General features: G+C 72.4%; 23 protein-coding genes and 1 tRNA gene. 18 read left to right on the plus strand and 6 right to left on the minus strand.

Going from position 1 to position 22,121, the window contains the following annotated elements; all coding sequences use genetic code 11:
- Window positions 1-284 precede the first annotated feature (284 nt).
- Complete coding sequence (locus ACZ5XZ_RS11660; protein WP_468976690.1) at window positions 285-1,271, minus strand: DMT family transporter; 987 nt, start codon at window positions 1,269-1,271, stop codon at window positions 285-287.
- Between ACZ5XZ_RS11660 and ACZ5XZ_RS11665 the strand changes: the two genes are divergently transcribed.
- The 5 genes from ACZ5XZ_RS11665 to ACZ5XZ_RS11685 all read left to right on the plus strand — a co-directional run bounded on the left by ACZ5XZ_RS11665 (window position 1,270) and on the right by ACZ5XZ_RS11685 (window position 5,249).
- The gene (locus ACZ5XZ_RS11665; protein WP_468976692.1) at window positions 1,270-2,778 is read left to right on the plus strand and encodes an aminotransferase-like domain-containing protein; all 1,509 of its coding nucleotides are present in this window, start codon (window positions 1,270-1,272) and stop codon (window positions 2,776-2,778) included. The two genes, ACZ5XZ_RS11660 and ACZ5XZ_RS11665, sit on opposite strands and share 2 nt — an antisense overlap.
- 105 nt (window positions 2,779-2,883) lie before the next feature.
- Window positions 2,884-3,336 (plus strand): GNAT family N-acetyltransferase, encoded by a 453-nt coding sequence (locus ACZ5XZ_RS11670; protein WP_468976693.1) that lies wholly within the window; start codon window positions 2,884-2,886, stop codon window positions 3,334-3,336.
- A 43-nt stretch (window positions 3,337-3,379) separates the two neighbouring features.
- On the plus strand, window positions 3,380-3,949 hold the full coding sequence (locus ACZ5XZ_RS11675) for a histidine phosphatase family protein (protein ID WP_468976695.1): 570 nt from the start codon (window positions 3,380-3,382) through the stop codon (window positions 3,947-3,949).
- A 167-nt stretch (window positions 3,950-4,116) separates the two neighbouring features.
- Window positions 4,117-4,869, plus strand: a complete 753-nt coding sequence (locus tag ACZ5XZ_RS11680) for a hypothetical protein (protein ID WP_468976698.1) — start codon at window positions 4,117-4,119, stop codon at window positions 4,867-4,869.
- A gap of 5 nt (window positions 4,870-4,874) precedes the next feature.
- Window positions 4,875-5,249, plus strand: a complete 375-nt coding sequence (locus ACZ5XZ_RS11685; RefSeq protein WP_468976701.1) for a DUF4333 domain-containing protein — start codon at window positions 4,875-4,877, stop codon at window positions 5,247-5,249.
- Between the two features lie 46 nt (window positions 5,250-5,295).
- On the opposite strand, the gene ACZ5XZ_RS11690 is transcribed toward ACZ5XZ_RS11685, so the two are convergent.
- Together ACZ5XZ_RS11690 and ACZ5XZ_RS11695 are read right to left on the minus strand one after the other, a co-directional pair.
- Window positions 5,296-6,045, minus strand: coding sequence for a response regulator transcription factor (locus ACZ5XZ_RS11690; RefSeq protein WP_468976702.1), 750 nt, complete (start codon window positions 6,043-6,045; stop codon window positions 5,296-5,298).
- Window positions 6,046-6,168: 123 nt separating this feature from the next.
- A complete protein-coding gene (locus tag ACZ5XZ_RS11695; protein WP_468976705.1) occupies window positions 6,169-7,257 on the minus strand; it encodes a class I SAM-dependent methyltransferase in 1,089 nt (362 codons plus the stop codon).
- Between the two features lie 147 nt (window positions 7,258-7,404).
- Here ACZ5XZ_RS11695 and ACZ5XZ_RS11700 point away from each other — a divergent pair, with 147 nt between their 5' ends.
- A complete protein-coding gene (locus tag ACZ5XZ_RS11700; protein ID WP_468976707.1) occupies window positions 7,405-7,596 on the plus strand; it encodes a DUF1059 domain-containing protein in 192 nt (63 codons plus the stop codon).
- 47 nt (window positions 7,597-7,643) lie between these two features.
- Here ACZ5XZ_RS11700 and ACZ5XZ_RS11705 read toward each other — a convergent pair whose 3' ends face one another.
- On the minus strand, window positions 7,644-8,408 hold the full coding sequence (locus tag ACZ5XZ_RS11705; RefSeq protein WP_468976709.1) for a LysR substrate-binding domain-containing protein: 765 nt from the start codon (window positions 8,406-8,408) through the stop codon (window positions 7,644-7,646).
- 57 nt (window positions 8,409-8,465) lie between these two features.
- On the opposite strand from ACZ5XZ_RS11705, the gene ACZ5XZ_RS11710 reads away from it, so the two are divergent.
- Entirely contained in the window at window positions 8,466-8,870 is a 405-nt protein-coding gene (locus ACZ5XZ_RS11710) for a DUF5997 family protein (RefSeq protein ID WP_468976710.1), read from the plus strand.
- A 76-nt stretch (window positions 8,871-8,946) separates the two neighbouring features.
- Here the strand turns inward: ACZ5XZ_RS11710 and ACZ5XZ_RS11715 are convergent, their stop codons facing one another.
- A complete protein-coding gene (locus ACZ5XZ_RS11715; protein WP_468976712.1) occupies window positions 8,947-10,086 on the minus strand; it encodes a PP2C family protein-serine/threonine phosphatase in 1,140 nt (379 codons plus the stop codon).
- A gap of 166 nt (window positions 10,087-10,252) precedes the next feature.
- Between ACZ5XZ_RS11715 and ACZ5XZ_RS11720 the strand changes: the two genes are divergently transcribed.
- From ACZ5XZ_RS11720 to pstS, 8 genes are all read left to right on the plus strand, one after another.
- The gene (locus ACZ5XZ_RS11720; RefSeq protein ID WP_468976713.1) at window positions 10,253-10,597 is read left to right on the plus strand and encodes a hypothetical protein; all 345 of its coding nucleotides are present in this window, start codon (window positions 10,253-10,255) and stop codon (window positions 10,595-10,597) included.
- Window positions 10,598-11,525: 928 nt separating this feature from the next.
- Complete coding sequence (locus tag ACZ5XZ_RS11725) at window positions 11,526-11,849, plus strand: hypothetical protein (protein ID WP_468976715.1); 324 nt, start codon at window positions 11,526-11,528, stop codon at window positions 11,847-11,849.
- A 354-nt stretch (window positions 11,850-12,203) separates the two neighbouring features.
- Window positions 12,204-13,232 (plus strand): N-acetyl-gamma-glutamyl-phosphate reductase, encoded by a 1,029-nt coding sequence (argC, locus tag ACZ5XZ_RS11730; protein WP_468976717.1) that lies wholly within the window; start codon window positions 12,204-12,206, stop codon window positions 13,230-13,232.
- Window positions 13,233-13,371: 139 nt separating this feature from the next.
- Window positions 13,372-14,526, plus strand: coding sequence for a bifunctional glutamate N-acetyltransferase/amino-acid acetyltransferase ArgJ (gene argJ / locus ACZ5XZ_RS11735; RefSeq protein ID WP_468976718.1), 1,155 nt, complete (start codon window positions 13,372-13,374; stop codon window positions 14,524-14,526).
- Window positions 14,523-15,452, plus strand: coding sequence for an acetylglutamate kinase (argB, locus tag ACZ5XZ_RS11740; protein WP_468976719.1), 930 nt, complete (start codon window positions 14,523-14,525; stop codon window positions 15,450-15,452). Before argJ ends, argB begins: the two co-directional genes overlap by 4 nt.
- Before the next feature lie 29 nt (window positions 15,453-15,481).
- A complete protein-coding gene (locus ACZ5XZ_RS11745) occupies window positions 15,482-16,687 on the plus strand; it encodes an acetylornithine transaminase (RefSeq protein WP_468977043.1) in 1,206 nt (401 codons plus the stop codon).
- An 8-nt stretch (window positions 16,688-16,695) separates the two neighbouring features.
- Window positions 16,696-17,238, plus strand: a complete 543-nt coding sequence (locus ACZ5XZ_RS11750) for an arginine repressor (protein WP_384428863.1) — start codon at window positions 16,696-16,698, stop codon at window positions 17,236-17,238.
- Between the two features lie 126 nt (window positions 17,239-17,364).
- Window positions 17,365-18,504 carry a phosphate ABC transporter substrate-binding protein PstS gene (pstS, locus tag ACZ5XZ_RS11755; RefSeq protein WP_468976722.1) on the plus strand — a complete coding sequence of 380 codons (1,140 nt, stop codon included), beginning with the start codon at window positions 17,365-17,367 and terminating at the stop codon, window positions 18,502-18,504.
- Between the two features lie 109 nt (window positions 18,505-18,613).
- Here pstS and ACZ5XZ_RS11760 read toward each other — a convergent pair.
- Window positions 18,614-18,687, minus strand: a tRNA-Pro gene (locus tag ACZ5XZ_RS11760).
- Between the two features lie 143 nt (window positions 18,688-18,830).
- Here ACZ5XZ_RS11760 and ACZ5XZ_RS11765 point away from each other — a divergent pair.
- From ACZ5XZ_RS11765 to argH, 3 genes are all read left to right on the plus strand, one after another.
- Complete coding sequence (locus ACZ5XZ_RS11765; RefSeq protein ID WP_468976723.1) at window positions 18,831-19,232, plus strand: DUF488 domain-containing protein; 402 nt, start codon at window positions 18,831-18,833, stop codon at window positions 19,230-19,232.
- A gap of 116 nt (window positions 19,233-19,348) precedes the next feature.
- Complete coding sequence (locus ACZ5XZ_RS11770; protein ID WP_430979297.1) at window positions 19,349-20,542, plus strand: argininosuccinate synthase; 1,194 nt, start codon at window positions 19,349-19,351, stop codon at window positions 20,540-20,542.
- Window positions 20,543-20,663: 121 nt separating this feature from the next.
- Complete coding sequence (gene argH / locus ACZ5XZ_RS11775; RefSeq protein WP_468976725.1) at window positions 20,664-22,100, plus strand: argininosuccinate lyase; 1,437 nt, start codon at window positions 20,664-20,666, stop codon at window positions 22,098-22,100.
- Window positions 22,101-22,121 lie beyond the last annotated feature (21 nt).

Consider the following 22,121-nt stretch of genomic DNA (forward strand, 5'->3'; position numbering starts at 1 on the left):
GTCCTCCACGCTTCGGGCGGCCATGCGACCCGTACGGCCGACGACGCGACGGCCGAGCGGTTGAACGGCCAACGATTCCAACGGTTGACGGGCCTGACGCGGCCCGGACGGCGGTACGCGCCATCGCGGCAAGTTTACGTCCGGAGGCGGGGGGCGCACCTTGGAAGGGCGCCCGTGCATCTCCCCTCCGCCCACCCCCCAAAGGGGGGTGGGCGGGCCAGGAGAAGCAGGTGGGCGGCGCCCCCGGGGCCGGCGTTCGCGTCGTGCCTCCCGGTGGGCGGCAGCTATCCCCGCGCCCTCTGGGTGACCGCGATGCAGGCCAGGACCGCCAGCGCGGCGGCGGGTGCGGCCGGCGGCAGCTGCTCGCCGAGCAGCAGGACGGACCACACCAAGGTCAGCAGCGGCTGGGCGAGCTGGAGCTGGCTCGCCTTGGCGATGCCGATCGCGGCCATTCCCCGGTACCAGACGACCATTCCGAGGAACTGCGAGCCGATCGCCAGCCACAGCAGCCCGCCGACCGCGTGCGCGGTCAGCCGCAGCGGCTCGGTGGACAGCGCGACCGCCGTGCCCACGACCGTCAGCGGGAGCGCCAGCACCAGCGCCCAGCCCATGACCTGCCAGCCCGGCATGTGGCGGGCCAGCCGGCCGCCCTCGGTGTAGCCGGCCGCGCACACCAGCAGCGCCGCGAACAGGAACAGATCGCCGCGACTCGGCGCCCCGCCGCTCTGCTGGACCGTGAAGCCCAGGACGACGGCGGCGCCGATCAGCGACGCGATCCAGAAGGTGCGGGAGGGCCGGGCGCCGGTCCGTATGACGGAGCCGGCGGCGGTGGCCAAGGGCAGCAGGCCGATCACCACGGCCGCATGAGAGGTGGTGGAGGTCTCCAGGGCGAGTGTGGTCAGCAGGGGGAAGCCGAGGACCACACCGCCCGTGACGACCGCGATGCCCGCCCAGTGGCGGCGCTCGGGAACGCGCACCCTGAACACCACGAGCGCTCCGCCGGCCAGCGCGGTGGCCAGCACGCTGCGCAGCATCACCACCGTCCAGGGGCCCATGCCCTCCAGTGCCCAGGCGGTCGCGGGGAAGGTGAACGAGAAGGCGGCGACGCCGAGGGCGGCGAGCAGGACGCCACGGGTGCCCACGGCGACGTCGGCGGTGGGGGCTGCCGCACGGGCGCCGGCGGACGCGCGGGGCGGGGCACCCTGGCCGGCGGCGGGCGAGGCGTCGACCGCTATCGCGGTCGGAGTAGTAGCGCTATCATGTGCTCTCATGCAAGAGCGTAGCAGTGGGGCTGAGCTGGCCGCGACCCTTCGCAGGGAGCTGGACCGCTACTCTCCAGGTGAAAAGCTGCCATCGAGCCGGGTACTCGTGGAGCGGCATCGGGTCAGTCCGGTGACCGTCTCCCGGGCGCTCGCCGAACTGGCCGCCGAGGGCCTGGTCGTCACCCGTCCCGGCGCCGGGGCCTTCCGGGCCCGGCCCCGCGCCGAGGCGCCGCGGCCGCTCGACACCTCCTGGCAGGAGATCGCGCTGAGCGCGGAACCGGCCGCCGACCAGGTGCCGCGCAGCGTCGACGCCTCCGGCGTGCTGGCCACGCTCGCCACACCGGCCCCCGGAGTGATCGAACTCAACGGCGGCTACCTCCATCCCGGTCTGCAGCCCGAACGCGCCCTGGCCGCCGCACTGGCCCGGGCCGGTCGCCGGCCGGGCGCCTGGGGGCGGCCGCCCGTCGAGGGCGTACCGGAGCTGCGCGCCTGGTTCGCGCGGGAGATCGGCGGCCCCGGCGGCGCCCTCGCCGCGAGCGACGTCCTGGTCACCGCGGGCGGCCAGAACGCGCTGACCGCCGCGCTGCGCGCGCTCGCCGCGCCCGGCGCTCCGGTGCTCGTCGAGTCCCCGACCTACCCGGGCATGCTCGCCGTCGCCCGCGCCTCGGGTGTGCGGCCGGTGCCCGTGCCGATGGACGCGGACGGGGTGCGTACGGACCTGCTCGCCGACGCCTTCCGCGCCAGCGGCGCACGGCTCTTCGTCTGCCAGCCGCTGTTCCAGAACCCGACCGGGACGGTGCTCGCGGGGGAGCGGCGGCGCGAGGTGCTGCGGGTGGCCCGCGCGGCCGGCGCGTTCGTCATCGAGGACGACTTCGCGCGGCTGCTGGGCCACGGCGACGCCCCCGCGCTCCCGCCGACGCTGATGGCGGAGGACCGCGACGGCACGGTCGTGCACATCCGCTCCCTGACCAAGATCACCTCGCCCAACCTCCGGGTGGGCGTCCTCGCCGCCCGCGGCCCGGTCCTCGACCGGCTGCGCGCCGTCCAGGTCGTCGACAACTTCTTCGTTCCGGGACCGCTGCAGGAGGCCGCCCTGGAACTCGTCGGATCGCCCGCCTGGTCCCGCCATCTGCGGCTGGTCGCGGGCGAGTTGACCGCCCGCCGCAACGCGCTGACCGCAGCCCTGCGCACGCGGCTGCCCGCGCTGGTCGAGCACGGGCCCGGACCCGGGACGGAGTACGGCAGGGACCGGGGACGGCCCGGCGGCCTGCACATCCCGCCGGGCGGATTCCACCTCTGGCTGCGACTGCCGGACGGCATTGACGAGGCGGCGCTGACCGGCGCGGCGCTGCGGGCCGGCGTCGCCGTCGCGGCCGGCCGGCCGTACTTCCCCGCCGAGCCGCCGGCCGGGCATCTGCGCATCAGCTTCGCGGCCGCGGCCGGCACCGGCGAACTCACGGAGGGCGTCCGCAGGCTGCGCACGGCCTGCGAGGAGGTGGGGGTGCCGGCGAGCTGAGGGGCGCGGGCGAGCCGCGGCGGCGCGGCGGGAGGGCCGGGCGCTGCACCGCTTGCCGCGTCAAGAGGTTCGACGGGGCCCCGGCTCTTCTGCGAACCTCCCGGCATGAACGATCACGCCCTCGACGGCTACGAGCTCAGCTCCGACCCGGCCCGCCTCGCCGCCGACCTGGTCCACCACTGGCTGTCCACCGACACCTACTGGGCCCAGGGCCGCCCCCGGGAGCTGCACGACCGCGCCGTCGCGGGCTCGCTCAACTTCGGCCTGTACGAGTCCGGGTCCGGCCGCCAGGTCGCCTACGCCCGGGTCGTCACCGACCACGCCACCTTCGCCTGGCTGTGCGACGTCTACGTCTGCCGCGACGACCGCGGCCGGGGCCTGGGCACGGCCCTGGTGGAGGCGATAGCCGAGCACCTGGCACCCTGCGGGCTGGGCCGGCTGACGCTCGCCACCAAGGACGCCCACGGCGTGTACGAGAAGGTCGGCTTCCGGCCGCTGGTGGCGCCGGAGCAGTGGATGACGCTCGGGCTGGTCGATCCCGGTCCTATCGTGATCTGACCAACAGGAGCCTGCGGGGCGGCACTGCTCTTACCATCGGCGAATGAGCGTTCGACTCAAGCTGCTCGCCGCGGCCCGCAGCTCCTCGCTGCTCGCGACGCGGTTCGACGACGACCGCCCGCTCGACGCCGCCGGATGGCACGCGGCCGAGCGGGCCGCCCCCGTGCTGTGCCGCCTGGCCGCCGCCGAACTGCGCTACTGCTCGCCGTCGGCCCGCTGCCGGGAGACCGGCGAGGCGCTGGGCCTCGGCCCGCTCGCCCAACCGGCGCTCCGGGACTGCGACATGGGGCGCTGGCGCGGCCGCACCCTGGGCGAGGTGACCGCCGCCGAGCCCCGCGCGGTGGAGACCTGGCTCGCCGACCCGGGCTCCGCCCCGCACGGCGGGGAGTCGCTGGTGGCCTTCATCACCCGCGTCGGCGGCTGGCTGGACACCCGGCCGGCCGAGGACGCCGACGGCCTGCTCGCGGTCGCCGAGCCCGGCGTGGTCCGCGCCGCCCTGGTCTACGCGCTCCAGGCGCCGCCGTACTCGTACTGGCGCATCGACGTCCAGCCGCTGTCGGTGACCACCCTCACCCGCCGCTCCGGCGGGTGGGACCTCCAGTTGGAGGCCTGAGCCGCGCGCCACCCGGAAAGCCCATCCCGCCGGCTCGGCCGCTTCGGGCGGGCGCGCCCGTGTGACCTGCGGGAAGAGCGCCCGGAGTGCCGTTGCCCCGGTGCGCGGCCCCGCGGGCGGCGCACCATCGAGGTGCGCACTCCCCGGCCTGGCGCTTGTCTCGTTCTATGCACATACGTCATATTCCTCTGTATGCGCTGGCGGCCGGCGCGCTGGCGGTGACCCTCCTGCTCTTCGGCGGTGGCGACGGTGGGGGCGCGGACGCCGCCACCGGGGCCGTCACCGATGCGGTGAGCAAGGCGGTGAAGGGCGCGGTCAAGAGCGCCACACCCGCCTCGGACACCTCGCACCCGGTGGTCGTCGAGCCCGCCATCGTGGCGCCCGGCGCCGCCTTCACCGTCTACGACGGCGGCAACTGCCGGGGCGAGTCGGCCGAGGCCGGCTTCGGCGGCGCGGACATCCCGGCCGTCCCGCTGTCCCCCCTCGACGGCCGGTCCGGCGGCACCGCGACCATGCCGCAGGGCATCGCGCCCGGTACGTACCCCGTCACCGTCACCTGCGGCGGGGCGGGCAGCGGAGCGAGCCCCGCGGCGCGCGGCGCGTCCGGCGACCAGCAGAGCGGCGCCGACGGCCGGCAGGCCTTCTCCGGCACCGTGACCGTCTCCGACGGCGCCGAGGTCTCCGGTGGCGCCGAGGCCTCCGGCGCCAGCGGTGTCTCCGGCGGCAGCGAGGCCTACGGCGGTACCGAGGCCTACGGCGGTGCTGACGACGTCGTTCCGCAGGGCGGCTCGCACACCGGCCTCGGCGGCGCGGCCCACAGTGGCCCGCTCACCACGGCGCTGGGCGGTGCGCTGCTGCTGGGCGCGGCCGGCTGGGGAGCCCTCGCCCACCGCCGGCGCCCCCGCGGCCCCCGAGGCTGACGGCGGTGCATGCACCCCCGCAGCGGCGCGGCGCCACCCTCGGCCTGGTCATCGGCATCGTCACCTGCCTCCTGGCGGCCGGCGCCCTCGCCCTGGCCGCCGCCCGGATGCGCGACCGCGAAACCACCAGCGAGGTCGACGGCGGCACCCACACCGTGCTGCGCACCGAGATAGCCAGAAGCGTCAGCGGCCAGCTCACCCTGCCGTTCCGCCACGGGCCCGACGCGGTGCGGTGCTTCGGCGACCTCCGGCCCGTGCCGTCCGCGGCGGTGCGCTGCACCGCGCACTTCCCCCTCGGCCCCGACCGGCAGCTGACCGTCGAGGTCACCCGGGTCCAGCACGACCGGGTCACCTACCGTCGGCACGCCGTCCCCCGCTGACGGTCCGGCGCCGCCGGACGACCGGACCGGTGCGCGCTCGCGCCGTCTACCGCCCGAGCCGCACCGCCGTGGCCCCCCGCGCCAGCCATGCGTTCGCCGCCTCGACCCGGCTGCTCACCCGCAGCTTCGCGTAGGCGTGCTCCAGGTGTTTGTCGACGGTGCGCGGGCTGATCGCGAGGCGGCGGGCGATCTGCTGGTTGCTCAGCCCGCGGGCCAGCAGGGTCAGGACGGCGGATTCCCGGCGGGTGATCAGGGGCGGGACGGCGCGTGGCGGGGCGAGCCGGTCCATGGCGTGGCTGAGCCGGGTGCGCAGCAGGGCGGCGGCCGCCACGTCGTCGTCGGAGAAGTCGCTGCCGTTGCGGCTGATCGCCATGCACACCTTGCGCGGCACCCCCTCGGCGTAGCCGGCCGGGAACGACATCGCGAGCTGCTGCTCGGCGCCGAACGGCCGGTAGACGTCGGTGTAGACGGCGAGGGCGTGGAACTCGCTGGAGGTCTGCAGCGTGGAGCGGCGCATCGGCGTACCGGGCCCCGTCGTGGTGTGCCGCACCAGCGAGTCGGTCGCCGCCTCACGGGCGAAGGCGTCCCGCACGTCCGGGCTCAGCAGGTCGGCGGGGAGGGTCAGCGGCCGGTCGGCGGCGCCGGCGCGGGGCGACCAGATGATGCTGTCGCCGGGGACCGCGGAGAGCATCACCGGAAGCAGCGCCGGGACGAGGGTCTCCTCGTCGACGGCATCGATCAGCAGGTCCACGACGGCGAGAATGCGTCGCAGCCCGGCCTCCGCGGCCGCATTCATATCTCCAGCGTACGAGCGGGTAGGGGGCAGTCAAGGCAGGGCCGCGGGGCGGGGCGGCGCCGCGGCCCTGGGGGAAGACACCCGGCCGGCCGGGGGAAGACCGGCCGGGCGCGTCAGGCGCTACTAACGCCCGACGGCATAGACGCGGTTGACCGGGCTCTCCGCCGCCAGCCGCCAGTGGTGGAGTCCGGCGTCGTCCGCGATGTCCCGCAGGGCCTGCTCGCCCGCGTGGTTCCCCAGCGCCTGCGGACCGTGCTGGGCCAGCGCGGACGGCAGGCACACGGCGACCGAGGCGGCGGTGATGGCCCGGCCGACCGGGTTGGCGTTCTCCGCCACGTTCGCCGAGGCGTTCGGCTCGACGATCATGCAGGTCCCGCCGTCGGCGAGCGCGTGCTCGGCGTGCCGCAGCGCGCCGCCGGGGTCGCCGATGTCGTGCAGGCAGTCGAAGAACGTGATCAGATCGAAGTCCTCGCCCGGGAAGTCCTGGGCGGCGGCGACCTCGAAGTCGACCCGGCCGTCCAGCCCCTGCTCGGCCGCGATGCCGCGGGCCGCTTCGATCGACGGCCGGTGGAAGTCGAAGCCCTGGAAGTGCGACCGGGGGAAGGCCTGCGCCATGAGCGTCGTGGAGTAGCCGTAGCCGCATCCGACGTCCGCGACGAGGGCGCCGCGCTCCAGCTTCTGCACCACGCCGTCCAGCGCGGTCAGCCACTCCGGCACCAGAGCGGCTCGGTAGCCGGGCCGGAAGAACTTCGCGGTGCCGTCGAACAGCGCCGGGCCGTGTTCCTCCCACCCCACGCCCTCACCGGTGCGGAACGCCTCCATCAGGCTGTCCTCGGTGGCGTAGAGGGCCTGCAGCATGGTGAAGAAACCGGCGGCGTAGGTGGGCGCTTGCGGGTCCGCGAGGACCGCGGCGTGCTCGTCGGGCAGCTCGTAGGTGTCGGTGGCGGGCCTATGCGTGACGTACTCGCCGGCCACCTGGGCGGCGAGCCATTCGTGGACATAGCGCTCCACGAGCCCGGTGCGCTCCGCGAGCTGTGCGGAGGTGAGCGGACCGGCGCCGGCCAGGGCCGAGTACAGGCCCAGCCGGTCGCCGAGCGAGGTGCACAGACCGGAGACCGCGGCCCCGCCGTCGGTGATCACACGCTCCAGGAACTCCTGCACACGCCCCTCGTCCACAGTGCTCCCGCGGCCGGCCCCGGAGGCCCTCGCCATCCCTCCCACCTCCTTGCCTTCTCCCTCTTTTCTCACTACCGCTCATCTCCCACTGCAGCAGCACGGTCACCCTTCGCGCCATACGGGATTCGCCGTATGCGGAGGGCGGGAGCCACGGGCCGAGACTGGGAGGGGAGGAGGTGCATCATGCGCAAGAAGATCGACTGCCGGGACTTCCCGAGCGAGACGAACTGCAGCCTCGTCATCTCCGGTGAGGAGGAAGAGGTGGTCCGCGCCGCCAGCGAGCACGCGGTCTCCGTCCACGGCCACACCGACGGCCCCGAACTGCGCGAGCAGATCAGGTCGACGCTGAAGAACGAGATGCCGCAGCACGCGTGAGGCGCGGCCGGCGGCGGGGGCCCAAGACCGGCATCAAGGCCCAGGGCCTACGAGCGGCGGCGCGGCTTGCCGCGCTTGCCGCCGCCCCGCGAACCGCCGGCAGTGCCGCGCGAGGTCTTCCCGGCCGACTTGCCGGCCGCGGGCTTGCGCCGCGCGCCGCCGGTGTCGGGGCGCTTGGCCTTCGGCTGTGCGGGAGCCGGGCGGCGCCCCCGCGAGCTGTTGACGGTCCGCCCGCGGACGATGCCGATGAAGTCCTCCACCAGGTCGGTGGTCTCCTCCTGCGGCCACGACAGCGCCACGCGCGAGGCGGGAGCGTCCAGGACCGGACGGTAGGTCAGGTCCTTGCGGTGGTGCAGCCGGGCCAGCGACTGCGGGACGACGAGCACACCCACTCCGGCCGCCACCAGCGCGATGGCGTCCGCCGTCGTGGCGGGGCGCTCGATCGCGGGTCGCCCGGGCAGGCGCTCCCAGTCGAGGGTGTCGTCGAGCGGGTGCAGCACGATCTCGTCGGCCAGGTCCTCGGCCGCCACCTCGTCGACCGCCGCCACGATGTGGTCCTTGGGGACCACGACCACCGTCGTCTCGGTGTAGAGGGGGATCGCACTGAGGTCGTCCCGGTCGACCGGCAGCCGTACGAGACCCGCGTCGGCGCCGCCGCCCCGCAGGACCTCGCACGCCTCGGCGGCGGGCACCCCGATGAGGGTCAAGGGGATGTCGGGCAGCCGCTCGTTCCAGACCCGCACCCACTTCGTGGGCGTCACTCCCGGGACGTAGGCGAGCCGGAACGAGGGGGATTCTTCCGAGCCGGTCACCGCACCAGGCTACCGGTCGTGGTCAGAGGTAGCGCACACGCTCGATACCCTTGACACATGACGTCGCACAAGACCGCCCAGACGATGAAGCCCGCGACCGCGGCGAAGAAGCTGGGCGTGTACCTCGAGGCCACCCCCGCCGAGTTCCAGGAGGGTGTCGTCTCGCGCACCGAACTGAACGCACTGCAGGCCGATCCGCCCGAGTGGCTGCAGGAGCTGCGACGCAACGGCCCGCACCCCCGGCCGGTGGTCGCCGCGAAGCTGGGCGTGTCCATCTCGGGTCTCGCCCGCGGCGGGATCACCGAGCCGCTCACCACGGAGCAGATCGAGGCGCTCAAGAAGGAGAGCCCCGACTGGCTGCAGAAGGAGCGCGCCACCCAGGCCGAGGTCCGCAAGGAAGCCGTGCGCATCAAGGAGAAGAACGCGGCCCGGCCCGCCGAGCCCGACGCCCCGCGTTCCTGACCCCGCCTGCCCGCACACCACCGGCCCGCTCACCGGCGAGGCCGGGCCCGCCGCCGATCCGCGGGAGCCGGGCGGGCTATCGGGGCGCTTCGTCGTCGAGCCGGTCGACGACCAGCAGCGCCGCATCGTCCGCCAGGTGGCCCCTGGTGTGCTGGACCAGCCCTTGGTGCAGGTACTCCAGGAACTCCGGCGGAGGGCAGGCGGGCACCGCTTCCATGGCCTCGGGGAGGGCGAAGAAGCCGTTGTCGCGGTCGCGGGCCTCGATCACGCCGTCGGTGTGCAGCAGCAGACGGTCGCCGGCGGTGAACGGATGGCTCTCCGCCTTGGCGGGAGGGCCCGTGATGAACTCCTCCAGCCCCAGGGGCGGCAGCGGCGAGGCGGGCATCAGCGCCCGCACCTTGCCCTGCCGCAGCACCAGCGGCGGCGGATGGCCGCGGTTGACCAGCTGGACGACCGGCATGTCGGGCACCTGGGCGATCAGCGCGGTGACGAACCCCTCGGCCAGCGACTCCGCATCGCCCGCACCGGGCTCGGCCTTCTCCCGTTGCAGTGCGGCCGCGCAGTGGTTCATGACCTCCACCAGGTCGTCCTCGTAGTGCACGGCCTCCCGGAACGCGCCCAGCACGGCGGCGGCGCCCCGCACGGCGGGCAGCCCCTTGCCCCGTACGTCCCCCACGATCATCCGGACCCCGTACCGGGTCTGCACGGCCTCGTAGAGGTCTCCGCCGATCTGCGCCCCGGTCTCCGCCGCGAGGTACATGCCGGCCGCCCGTACGGGGCCCAGCCGGGCGGGGACCGGACGCATCAGGACCTCCTGCGCCGCCGCGGCGATCCGGCGGACCTGGTCGAGTTCGCCGGTCCGGCGCGCGTGCATGGCGCTGCTGGTCGCGATGCTGGCCGCGGACACCAGGAAGATGGCCAGGAAGTTGGTGTAGACCTGCTGGCTGCCCCATGCCTGGTTGTGGGTGGCGGTGGCCACACTGACGGCCAGCGCGACACCCGCCGCCGAGATCGTCCCCTTGGGCCCCATCGTCACCGCGGCCAGCGCCGGCGTCGCGGTGAGCAGCGGGCCCGTGTACAGAAAGTGCGCGGGCGAGAACTCGATGCCCACCACGAGCAGGGCGAGCGCGAAGGGCACACACTGCGCGACGGCGAACAGGGCCCGGCCGTGACCGCCGGATTCCGGTCGAGAAGGTGCGCGGAAGACAGACCGCATGGGTACAGCCTGCCTCGCCGAGGTGGAGTGCTCTACTCAGCGCTCATGCGGCCCCGGTCCCCGCTGCGACGGTGTGCCACTGAGCGCTTTGGCGGGCCCGCTGGGCCGGATACGCACTCAGCGGTCGGTGGCGGCCGATCCGCGGCGTCCCCTACGGTCGTCCGTGATGATCAGATGGGCCGAGCCGCGCAGGCTCGGTGTCCCCGCTCCCGAGGCCCGGCTGCGCTTCGAGACGGAGCAGCGCAAGACCACGGGCGGGCCGGGGCGCAGGTTGCTCATGGTCGACGGAGAACCCGCCTCCGGCCTGCCGGTCGACCACTACCGGCACTGGGGCCTGACGCACTTCCTCCTCGACGGCCACCACAAACTGGAGGCCGCGGCCACAGCCGGCCGACCGGTGCGGCTCCTTTCGCTCCTGGCCCTGGGTGAGGGCCTGGCCGAATCCGAAGACTGTGCCCGGCTGCCCGCCCTGCGCACGCAACCCCGTTCGGCCCGACCGGCCAGTACCTGAGCCGGCCCCGAAGGCCACACCTGCCGGTGGACCACAGCACACACTCGGGCCACCCGGACCGCTGACGGGCCGACTGAAGCGCTCAGCCTCACTGGGGTGCGTGTGACTGAGTTCTTCAGATGGCCCGTGAGCGGTTGAGTTGGCCCGGCTGAGCGTCGCAGTTGGCCGGTGCGTGTTCAGCCGTGGGTGAGAAGCTGTTTCCGACCCTCGGTGCTTAGGACGGTGTCAGCGCTCGCCGGTGGAGTCTCGGGTGCTCTCGATGGTGGGGTTAGCGGCCCCAGTGCCTGGTCCGGCTGGGGCCGACACCGCCAGGGACGCCGCCTTCGCCAGGTGTTGGCTACGTCGTGGCTGAAATCGGGGGGTGACCACTCGGGTGAGCGATGGGGAATGAGTCGTGACTCTGGTGCAGGTGCCCGGGGTCCGCTGCCTGCGGATGGGCTGGCTGCGAGGGAAAAGGCGTCAGACAGGTGGAACGCGGGACGGGAGTGACGCCTGGTAGCCGCTGGGCGGGCCCCTGGCTTTTGCCGGACGGAAGCGATGACGCGATCTTTTCGCTACCCCGGTGGGTTTCCGGCCGTCGCGTGGTGTTCGAGTGAGGTCGGACGCGGCTGCGGACAGGCTGCTCCTGCGGGCGCCCGTTGCCCGTCCGCCGCGCATCGCGGCGGCTTTCACAGGGGTGGGCGGCTGGGCAGGCTGTCGCGCGGGGGTGACCTTCCGCCGGTCGTGGCGCGCGTCCAGGCCCATCGTTTGTGTCGACTCCGCGAGAGGGCCCCTCATGTCAGTCCGAAAGTCTTCTCTTCCCATGCTCTTGGGCGCTTCGTTGCTGGTCGCCGGTGCGCTATCGACGTCGGCCACTACGGCCAGCGCAGCCCCGGCGCCGGGGGCGGCGAAAGTCTGTTCCATCGAGGACTTCCGCACGGATGACGGTATGAAGCAGATGAGCTCAAAGGTTGAGTTGTGCGCGTTCTCTGACGGTGAGAAGTTGCAGTGGGGACTGGCATCGGCGAGGTGCTTCATCGCAACCCGGATCTCGCCGTGGAGGGAGCTCCCCGAGTGCAGCGTGATGTCGTCGTATCTACTCAGCGTGTCCAAGGACGGCGTCCCGTTGGACGTAAAGGAGCTGCGCTACGCGGGACCTGGCACCTACCGCTTCACTCCGCACCTGCAAGTCAAAGGCCAGTCGTCGAGCGGTGACGTCGACACCTGGGTCGATGGTAAGCCCACGTACACGCTGAACCTCACCACGCGGTAGGAAACGACGAGCCCGTCCTGTCGGGGACAGTACCCACAACGGATGCGGGAGCGGCTAGAGGTAACGCCCTCCGGAGCTGATCGGCCTCCTTGGAGTAGCCCATCACTGGGCGATGCAGACAGGCACCGCCCAGTGATGAGCGCGCTGCCACACTCAGCGGGTGAGGCTCCCGCATTGATCTTCGAGGTCAGCCTCCGCTACCCAGCGGGCCACCTCTGATGCTCAGCCGGGCCGACTCAACCGCTCACGGGCCATCTGAAGAACTCAGTCGCAGTGCCGCCGAGCGGCCCAATCTAAGGGCATTGCATAAAACTGCTGCATTCCGTATAGTCATGCCATCAAGGAGGAGGGTCCATGACGGTACGAGCGGCAGTGGCCGGTGCGAGCGGTTATGCGGGGGGTGAGGTGCTGCGCCTGCTTCTGGGGCACCCGGAGGTCGAGATCGGCGCGCTGACCGGGCACTCCAACGCGGGGCAGCGCCTGGGTTCGCTGCAGCCGCATCTGCTTCCGCTGGCCGACAGGGAGCTGAAGCCCACCTCCGCCGAGGTGCTGGCCGGCCATGACGTCGTCTTCCTCGCGCTGCCGCACGGCCAGTCCGCCGCGGTCGCCGAGGAGCTCGGGCCGGACGTCCTCGTCGTCGACATGGGCGCCGACTTCCGGCTCAAGGACGCGGCGGACTGGCAGCGGTTCTACGGCAGTGAGCACGCCGGCACCTGGCCCTACGGCCTCCCCGAACTGCCGGGTTGCCGTGCTGCGCTGGAGGGGTCGAAGCGCATCGCGGTGCCCGGTTGCTACCCGACCGCCGTCTCGCTCGCGCTCTTCCCCGCGTACGCCGCCGGGCTCGTCGAGGCCGAGGCCGTGGTCGTCGCCGCGTCCGGCACCTCCGGCGCCGGCAAGGCCGCCAAGCCGCATCTGCTCGGCTCGGAGGTCATGGGCTCGATGTCCCCGTACGGCGTGGGCGGAGTGCACCGGCACACCCCCGAGATGATCCAGAACCTCGGCGCGGTCGCGGGGGAGCCGGTCACCGTCTCCTTCACCCCGACCCTGGCGCCGATGCCGCGCGGCATCCTCGCCACCTGCTCGGCGAAGGCGAAGCCCGGCGTGGACGCCGCCGTCGTACGGGCCGCGTACGACAAGGCCTTCGCCGACGAGCCGTTCGTCCGGCTGCTCCCCGAGGGGCAGTGGCCGGCGACCGCCGCCGTCTACGGCTCCAACGCCGCGCAGATCCAGGTGGCGTACGACGAGGCGGCCGGCCGGGTCATCGTGATCAGCGCCATCGACAACCTCACCAAGGGCACCGCGGGCGGCGCCCTGCAGTCCATGAACATCGCCCTCGGTCTCGACGAGACCACCGGACTTTCGACGATCGGAGTCGCGCCGTGAGCTGGGGGCACCTCCCGGCGGTAGCTGGGGGAGGTCGCGCAGCCGCCGGGCCGCAGACGACGACGATGGCCGCACCGCTGCGCTGCGCGGGCGACGGCGACATCAGCCGCTTCGGCGGCGGAGCGAACAAGGAGACACAGTGAGTGTGACGGCAGCCAAGGGATTCACGGCGGCGGGCATCGCCGCCGGGATCAAGGACAACGGCAACCCGGACCTCGCCCTCGTGGTGAACAACGGGCCGCGACAGGCCGCCGCCGGCGTCTTCACCTCCAACCGCGTCAAGGCCGCCCCGGTCGTCTGGTCCGAGCAGGTCCTCAAGGGCGGCACGGTCTCCGCCGTCATCCTCAACTCCGGTGGCGCCAACGCCTGTACGGGCCCGCTCGGCTTCCAGGACACCCACGCCACCGCGGAGAAGGTCGCCGAGGTGCTCGACGGGCACAGCGCCGGCGAGGTGGCCGTCGCCTCCACGGGGCTGATCGGCATCCGGCTCCCGATGGACAAGCTGCTGGCCGGAGTCGAGCGGGCCGCCGCCGAACTGAGCGAGCACGGCGGCGAGAAGGCCGCCATCGCCATCAAGACGACCGACAGCGTGCACAAGACCGCCGTGGCCCAGGGCGACGGCTGGACCGTCGGCGGCATGGCCAAGGGCGCCGGCATGCTCGCCCCGGGCCTGGCCACCATGCTCGTCGTGCTCACCACCGACGCCGATGTGCCCTCCGCCGGCCTCGACGCGGCGCTGCGGGCCGCCACCCGCACCACCTTCGACCGGGTCGACTCCGACGGCTGCATGTCCACCAACGACACCGTCCTGCTGCTGGCCTCCGGCGCCTCCGGTGTCGTACCGGACCAGGACGCCTTCGCCGAGGCCGTGCGCACGGTCTGCGACGACCTCGCCCGCCAGCTCATCGGGGACGCCGAGGGCGCCAGCAAGGACATCCGCATCGAGGTGGTCAACGCCGCCAGCGAGGACGACGCCGTCGAGGTCGGCCGCTCCATCGCCCGCAACAACCTCCTCAAGTGCGCCCTCCACGGCGAGGACCCCAACTGGGGCCGGGTGCTCTCCGCCATCGGCACCACCTCCGCGGTCTTCGAGCCCGACCAGCTCAACGTCGCCATCAACGACGTCTGGGTCTGCAAGAACGGCTCGGTGGGCGAGGACCGCGACCTGGTCGACATGCGCTACCGGGAGGTGCGGATCACCGCCGACCTCGCCGCCGGCGCCGAGTCCGCGGTCATCTGGGCCAACGACCTCACCGCCGACTACGTCCACGAGAACAGCGCGTACTCGTCATGAGTGCCCGCAAACACACCGCGCTGCCCAAGGCCCGCACCCTCATCGAGGCGCTGCCCTGGCTGACCCGGCACCACGGCAAGACCGTCGTCATCAAGTTCGGCGGCAACGCGATGGTCGACGAGGACCTCAAGCGGGCCTTCGCCCAGGACGTGGTCTTCCTGCGGCACGCCGGCCTACGCCCGGTCGTGGTGCACGGCGGCGGCCCGCAGATCAGCGCCCAGCTGGACCTGCTCGGCCTGGAGTCGGAGTTCAAGGGCGGTCTTCGGGTCACCACGCCCGAGGCGATGAACGTCGTACGGATGGTGCTCGCCGGCCAGGTGCAGCGCGAGCTCGTCGGCCTGCTCAACGAGCACGGCCCGCTCGCCGTCGGCATGACCGGCGAGGACGCCCATCTGATGACCGCGACCAAGCACTACGCCGACATAGACGGCGAGCGGGTGGACATCGGCCGGGTCGGCGAGATCACCGCCATCGACCCCGGCGCGGTGCACGCCCTGCTGGAGGACGGCCGGATCCCGGTGATCTCCTCCATCGCCCGCAGCAGCGACGACGAGGACCTCGCCGCCGGCCCATCCGGCATCTTCAACGTCAACGCCGACACCGCCGCGGCCGCGCTGGCCGCCGCGCTCGGCGCCGAGACGCTGATGGTGCTCACCGACGTGGAGGGCCTCTACGAGGACTGGCCGCACAGCGACGAGGTGATCTCCCGCCTGACCGCCAGCGAACTGGAGCAGCTGCTGCCCGACCTGGCCAGCGGCATGGTTCCCAAGATGCGGGGCTGTCTGCACGCCGTCCGCAACGGGGTGCACACCGCCCGGGTCATCGACGGGCGGGTCCAGCACTCGATCCTGCTGGAGATCTTCACCGATGAAGGAATCGGCACGATGGTCGTGCCGGACACGAACACGATCGAGGGGGCGACGTGACCCGGACGGCACACGACCAGGGGGCGGCGGTGACCAACGAGGGCCTCACCCGGCGCTGGCAGGGCGCCATGATGGACAACTTCGGCACCCCCCGCATCCCGCTCGTACGCGGTGAGGGCGCCAAGGTGTGGGACGCCGACGGCAAGGAGTACCTCGACTTCCTCGGCGGCATCGCGGTCAACGCGCTCGGCCACGCCCACCCGGCCGTACTCCGTGCGGTCTGTGACCAGATCGCCACGCTCGGCCATGTCTCGAACTTCTTCGTCGCCGAGCCCACCGTGACGCTCGCCGAGCGGCTGCTCGCGCTGGCCGGACGCCCGGGCCGGGTCTACTTCTCCAACTCCGGCGCCGAGGCCAACGAAGCCGCCTTCAAGATCGGCCGGCTGACCGGGCGCACCCACATGGTCTCCACGGTCGGCGGCTTCCACGGCCGCACGATGGGCGCCCTGGCCCTCACCGGCCAGCCCGCCAAACAGGCCCCGTTCGCCCCGCTGCCCGGCGAGGTCGACTACGTCCCGTACGGGGACGCCGACGCCCTGCGCTCCGCCGTGACCACCGACACCGCCTTCGTCATCCTGGAACCCGTCCAGGGCGAGAACGGCGTCGTCGTCCCGCCGCCCGGCTACCTCCGGGCCGCCCGCGAGATCACCGCCGCCACCGGCACCCTGCTGGTTCTGGACGAGATCCAGACCGGTATCGGCCGGACCGGGCACTGGCTGGAGTCCCGGGCCCAGGGCGTCGAGGCGGACATCGTCACGCTCGCCAAGGGCCTCGGCGGCGGTCTGCCGATCGGCGCCACGCTGGCGTTCGGCCCGGCCGCCGACCTGCTCACGCCCGGGTCGCACGGCTCGACGTTCAGCGGCAACCCCGTCGTCTGCGCCGGTGCCCTCGCCGTCCTCGACACCATCGAGAAGGAAGGTGTCCTGGAGAACGTCACACGGGTCGGCGAACGGCTGCGCAAGGGGATCGAGGCTCTGGGGCACCCATTGGTCGGCCAGGTCCGCGGCGTGGGCCTGCTCCTCGGTATCGTCTTGACGGAGTCCCTCGCGCCCCAGGTGCAGCAGGCGGCTCAGGACGCGGGTCTCCTGGTGAACGCGGTCGCGCCGGACGTCATCCGGCTCGCCCCGCCGCTCATCGTCTCGGACGAGGAAGCGGAGGTGTTCCTCCGGAGGCTCCCCGCCGTCCTCAACACGGCCCACCAAGGGGCCGACGGGGAACAACGATCCGGAGACTGACGAAACCGATGACCGAGCCGCAGGACAACGAGGTGCACAACGGCGGCCAGGCCGTGCCGCAGACCCGTACCGCCCGCCACCGCCGGATCGTGGACATCCTCAACCGGCTGCCGGTGCGCTCCCAGAGCCAGCTCGCGAAGCTGCTCGCCGACGACGGTCTGTCCGTCACCCAGGCGACCCTCTCGCGCGACCTGGACGAGCTGGGCGCGGTGAAGATCCGCAACACCGGTGGTGAGCTGATCTACGCGGTGCCCAGTGAGGGCGGCGACCGCACGCCGCGGGCGCCGCTGGGCGAGTCGGCCAAGGAGGAGCGGATGCGCCGCCTCTCCGGCGAACTCCTCATCTCCGCCGAGGCCTCCGCCAACCTCGTGGTCCTGCGCACCCCGCCGGGTGCCGCGCAGTTCCTGGCCTCCGCCATCGACCAGGCCGAACTGCACGACATCCTCGGCACCATCGCCGGCGACGACACCCTGATGCTCATCAGCCGCGATCCGGCGGGCGGCCAGGCGCTCGCGGACCATCTGCTGAGGCTGGCGCAGAAGGCGCACTGACCTCGGCCGACCCTCACCCGGCCGCACAAATCACCCTTAGTGTCAAAAAGTGTGCATATAGTGACGGAGGTCTCATCACCCTCGACTGCGCCGGCCGCGCCCGGTGGCAGGAAGGAGCGCCGGAGAGTGAAGCCTCTGTGCAAGGGCGGGCCGCGCGGCAGGGCGATCGGGGCCCTGGTGGCCTGCGGCGCCCTGGCCCTGACGGCCTGCAGTGGGAACGCCGCCTCCAGCCCCTCCACCGCCTCGCCCGGCACCGCCACCAAGACCTCCGCCGGCACCTCCGGGATCGCCTGCGGCGCGGCGGCCAGTCTGCGGGCCTCCGGCTCGACGGCGCAGCAGTACGCCATGAAGTACTGGATCAAGAACTACACCCGGGCCTGCCCCGACACCAAGATCGACTACACCGGCAACGGCTCGGGAGCCGGCCAGGACGAGTTCCTCCAGGGCAAGACCGCCTTCGCGGGCTCGGACTCGCCGCTGTCCGGCGCGCAGATCGACCAGTCGGAGAAGGTCTGCCCCGGCGGTCACGCCGTCCACCTGCCGATGGTCGGCGGACCGATCGCGGTCGGCTACCACCTGCCCGGGGTCGACCGGCTGGTCCTCGACGCCCCCACGCTCGCCAAGATCTTCAACGGGCAGATCACCACCTGGAACGATCCGGCGATCGCCCGGCTCAACGAGGGCGTCAAGCTGCCGTCGACCCCCATCCGGCAGTTCCACCGCTCCGACTCCTCCGGTACGACGGACAACTTCACCGCCTACCTCGGCGCCGTCGCCCCGGACGCCTGGCCCTACGGGCACAGCAAGGAGTGGCAGGGCAAGGGCGGCACGGGCGTCGAGGGCTCCTCGGACCTCGCCGCCCAGGTGCAGCGGACCGCGGGCGCGATCGGCTACTTCGAGCTGCCGTACGCGGTCGCCCGCATGATCCGCACGGTCTCCCTCGACACCGGCGCGCCGGCTCCCGTCGACGCCAATGTGATCTCGGCGTCCCAGGCGATCGCCGGCGCCGAGCCCGCCGGCGACTCCGACCTCGTCCTCAAGCTCGACTACACGACCAAGGCCCCGGGCGCCTACCCGATCGACGTGGTCACCTACGAGATCGTCTGCAACAAGGGCAACAAGCCCTCGACCTGGCCCGCCACCAAGGCGTTCCTGACCTATGTCGCCAGCCAGAAGGGCCAGGAGAACCTGACCTTCCAGGGCTATGCCACCCTCCCGGCCAAGGTCGTCGAGAAGGTCCGCACCGAGATCGGCGGTCTGTCGTGACCCGCGGCTGACGAGCCGCGACGGGTTCTGGCCGCCCACCCCGCCGGGCGGCACGGCAAAGGGTCCGTCGGACGGGAGAACTTCCCGTCCAACGGACCCTTTCGCACCGTCGGGACGACAGGATTTGAACCTGCGACCCCTTGACCCCCAGTCAAGTGCGCTACCAAGCTGCGCCACGTCCCGGTGCTCGTACCGGCCGGAAGCTTCCCGGCCGGGGCGTGCAGAAGAAAAATACCCTGTCCCGGGCCATGAATCCAAAGCGGGGCCCCGGAGAGGGGCGTACCGGGCTCCCGGTGCGGGGGCGGCGCCCGTGGTTCGATGGGGTTATGGGTGAAATATCCGCTGGTGACGGAATCCGGGTGCGGCGGGTGTACGAGCCGCCCGAGGCCGCGGACGGTGCGCGGGTGCTGGTGGACCGCCTGTGGCCGCGCGGGCTGTCCAAGGAGGCCGCGCAGCTCACCGAATGGTGCAAGGACGCGGCGCCCTCGTCCGAGCTGCGGCGCTGGTACGGCCATCAGGAGGAGCGGTTCGCGGCCTTCGCCGAGCGCTACCGCCAGGAGCTGGAGGGCGAGGCTGCGCGGCGGGCGCTGGAGCGGTTGCGCGAGCGCGTCGCGCAGGGGCCGGTGACGCTGCTGACCGCGACTAAGCAGGTGCCCCTGAGTCATGTGGCGGTGCTCGTCGAGGTGCTGGGCGAGGGGGCGGAAACGGGGCCGGCGCAGGGGGAGTGAGGCCCGGGGGCGGGGGTCGGCGCGCCGCTGACCTGCGTATTCGCTATCGCGTTGACGAATCATACGGTGGAGTGCATACTTATACCCATCAGTGAATGCACCGTAAGGAGAAACCCGTGACCGAGCGCGTCGTACTCGCCTATTCGGGCGGCCTGGACACCTCCGTCTGCATCGGCTGGATCGCCGAGGAGACGGGCGCCGAGGTCATCGCCGTTGCCGTGGACGTCGGCCAGGGCGGCGAGGACCTGGACGTCATCCGCAAGCGCGCGCTCGCCTGCGGTGCGGTGGAGGCGGAAGTCGCCGACGCCAAGGACGAGTTCGCCGACGAGTACTGCCTCCCGGCGATCAAGGCCAATGCGCTGTACATGGACCGCTACCCGCTGGTCTCCGCCCTCTCCCGGCCGACCATCGTCAAGCACCTGGTCGCCGCCGCCAGGAAGCACGGCGCCACCACCGTCGCCCACGGCTGCACCGGCAAGGGCAACGACCAGGTCCGCTTCGAGGCCGGTATCTCCTCCCTCGCCCCCGACCTCAAGTGCATCGCGCCGGTCCGTGACTACGCGATGACCCGGGACAAGGCGATCGCCTTCTGCGAGGAGAAGAACCTCCCGATCGCCACGACCAAGAAGTCGCCGTACTCGATCGACCAGAACGTCTTCGGGCGGGCCGTGGAGACCGGCTTCCTGGAGGACATCTGGAACGCGCCGATCGAGGACGTGTACGAGTACACCGAGAACCCCGCCGTCGCACGGGAGGCCGACGAGGTCGTCATCACCTTCAAGGAAGGTGTGCCGGTGGCGATCGACGGCAAGCCCGTCACCGTCCTGCAGGCCATCCAGCAGCTCAACGAGCGGGCCGGCGCCCAGGGCATCGGCCGGATCGACATGGTCGAGGACCGGCTGGTGGGCATCAAGTCCCGCGAGGTCTACGAGGCGCCGGGCGCCATCGCCCTGATCACCGCGCACCAGGAGCTGGAGAACGTCACCGTCGAGCGCGAACTGGCCCGCTACAAGCGGCAGGTCGAGCAGCGCTGGGGCGAGCTGGTCTACGACGGCCTGTGGTTCTCGCCGCTCAAGCGGGCCCTGGACGGCTTCATCGACGAGGCCAACCAGCACGTCAGCGGCGACATCCGGATGACGCTGCACGGCGGCCGCGCCGTGGTCACCGGCCGGAAGTCGGACAAGTCGCTGTACGACTTCAACCTGGCGACGTACGACACCGGCGACACCTTCGACCAGTCGCTGTCGAAGGGCTTCATCGAGCTCTTCGGTATGTCCAGCAAGATCGCGGCCAAGCGCGACCTGGCCTGAGCCCGTCCCGTCACCTTCGTCACGCAGCCGTCTCCCCGCCCCGCGGCAGGGGGGCGGCTGCCGGGTCCGGCGGCGTCCCCCGGACGGCCCGCCGCCACAGCAGCCTTGAGGAGCAGAGCAAGTGAGCAACGGAAACAGCGGCGACGTCCGGCTCTGGGGCGGTCGTTTCGCCGACGGACCGGCCGAGGCGCTGGCCCAGCTGTCCGCGTCGGTCCACTTCGACTGGCGGCTGGCGCCGTACGACATCGCCGGCTCGCGCGCGCACGCCCGAGTGCTCCACAAGGCGGGCCTGCTCACCGAGGACGAGCTGACGCGTATGATCGCCGGCCTCGACCAGCTCGAAGCGGATGTCGCCGACGGCTCCTTCACCGGCACCATCGCCGACGAGGACGTGCACACCGCCCTGGAGCGGGGGCTGCTGGAGCGGCTCGGCCCGGACCTCGGGGGCAAGCTGCGGGCCGGCCGGTCGCGCAACGACCAGGTCGCCACGCTCTTCCGGATGTACCTGCGCGACCATGCCCGGATCATCGGCGCGCTGGTGGCCGATCTCCAGGAGGCGCTGGTGGGGCTCGCCGAGGCCCACCCGGACGTCGCGATGCCGGGCCGCACCCATCTGCAGCACGCCCAGCCGGTGCTCTTCGCGCACCATGTGCTGGCGCATGTGCAGTCGCTGTCCCGGGACGCCGAGCGGCTGCGGCAGTGGGACGAGCGCACCGCCGTCTCCCCGTACGGCTCGGGCGCGCTGGCCGGCTCCTCGCTCGGCCTCGACCCGGAGGCGGTCGCCGCGGACCTCGGCTTCGAGCGCGGCAGCGCGGGGAACTCCATCGACGGCACGGCCTCCCGGGACTTCGTCGCCGAGTTCGCCTTCATCACCGCGATGATCGGCGTGAACCTCTCCCGGATCGCCGAGGAGGTCATCATCTGGAACACGAAGGAGTTCTCCTTCGTGACCCTGCACGACGCCTTCTCGACCGGCTCGTCGATCATGCCGCAGAAGAAGAACCCGGACATCGCGGAGCTGGCGCGGGGCAAGTCCGGGCGTCTGATCGGCAATCTGACCGGGCTGCTGGCGACGCTCAAGGCGCTGCCGCTCGCGTACAACCGCGACCTGCAGGAGGACAAGGAGCCGGTCTTCGACTCCTGCGACCAACTGGAGGTGCTGCTCCCGGCGTTCACCGGCATGATGGCCACCCTGACCGTCCACCGCGAGCGGATGGAGGAGCTGGCGCCGGCGGGCTTCTCGCTGGCCACCGACATCGCGGAGTGGCTGGTCAAGCAGGGCGTGCCGTTCCGGGTGGCGCACGAGGTCGCGGGCTCCTGCGTCAAGGAGTGCGAGGCGCAGGGCATCGAGCTGGACGAGCTCACCGACGAGCAGTTCGCCAAGATCTCCCCCCATCTGACCCCCGAGGTCCGCGGCGTGCTCAACGTCCCCGGCGCGCTCGCCTCGCGCAGCGGCCGCGGCGGCACCGCCCCCTCGGCGGTCGCGGTCCAGCTCGCCGAGGTGCGGGCCGATCTGGTGAAGCAGCAGGAGTGGGCGGCGGCCAAGCAGCCGCGGTAGGCAGGACAGGCGCCTGGCGAC

The sequence above is a fragment of the Streptomyces sp. NPDC033270 genome (assembly GCF_055576575.1).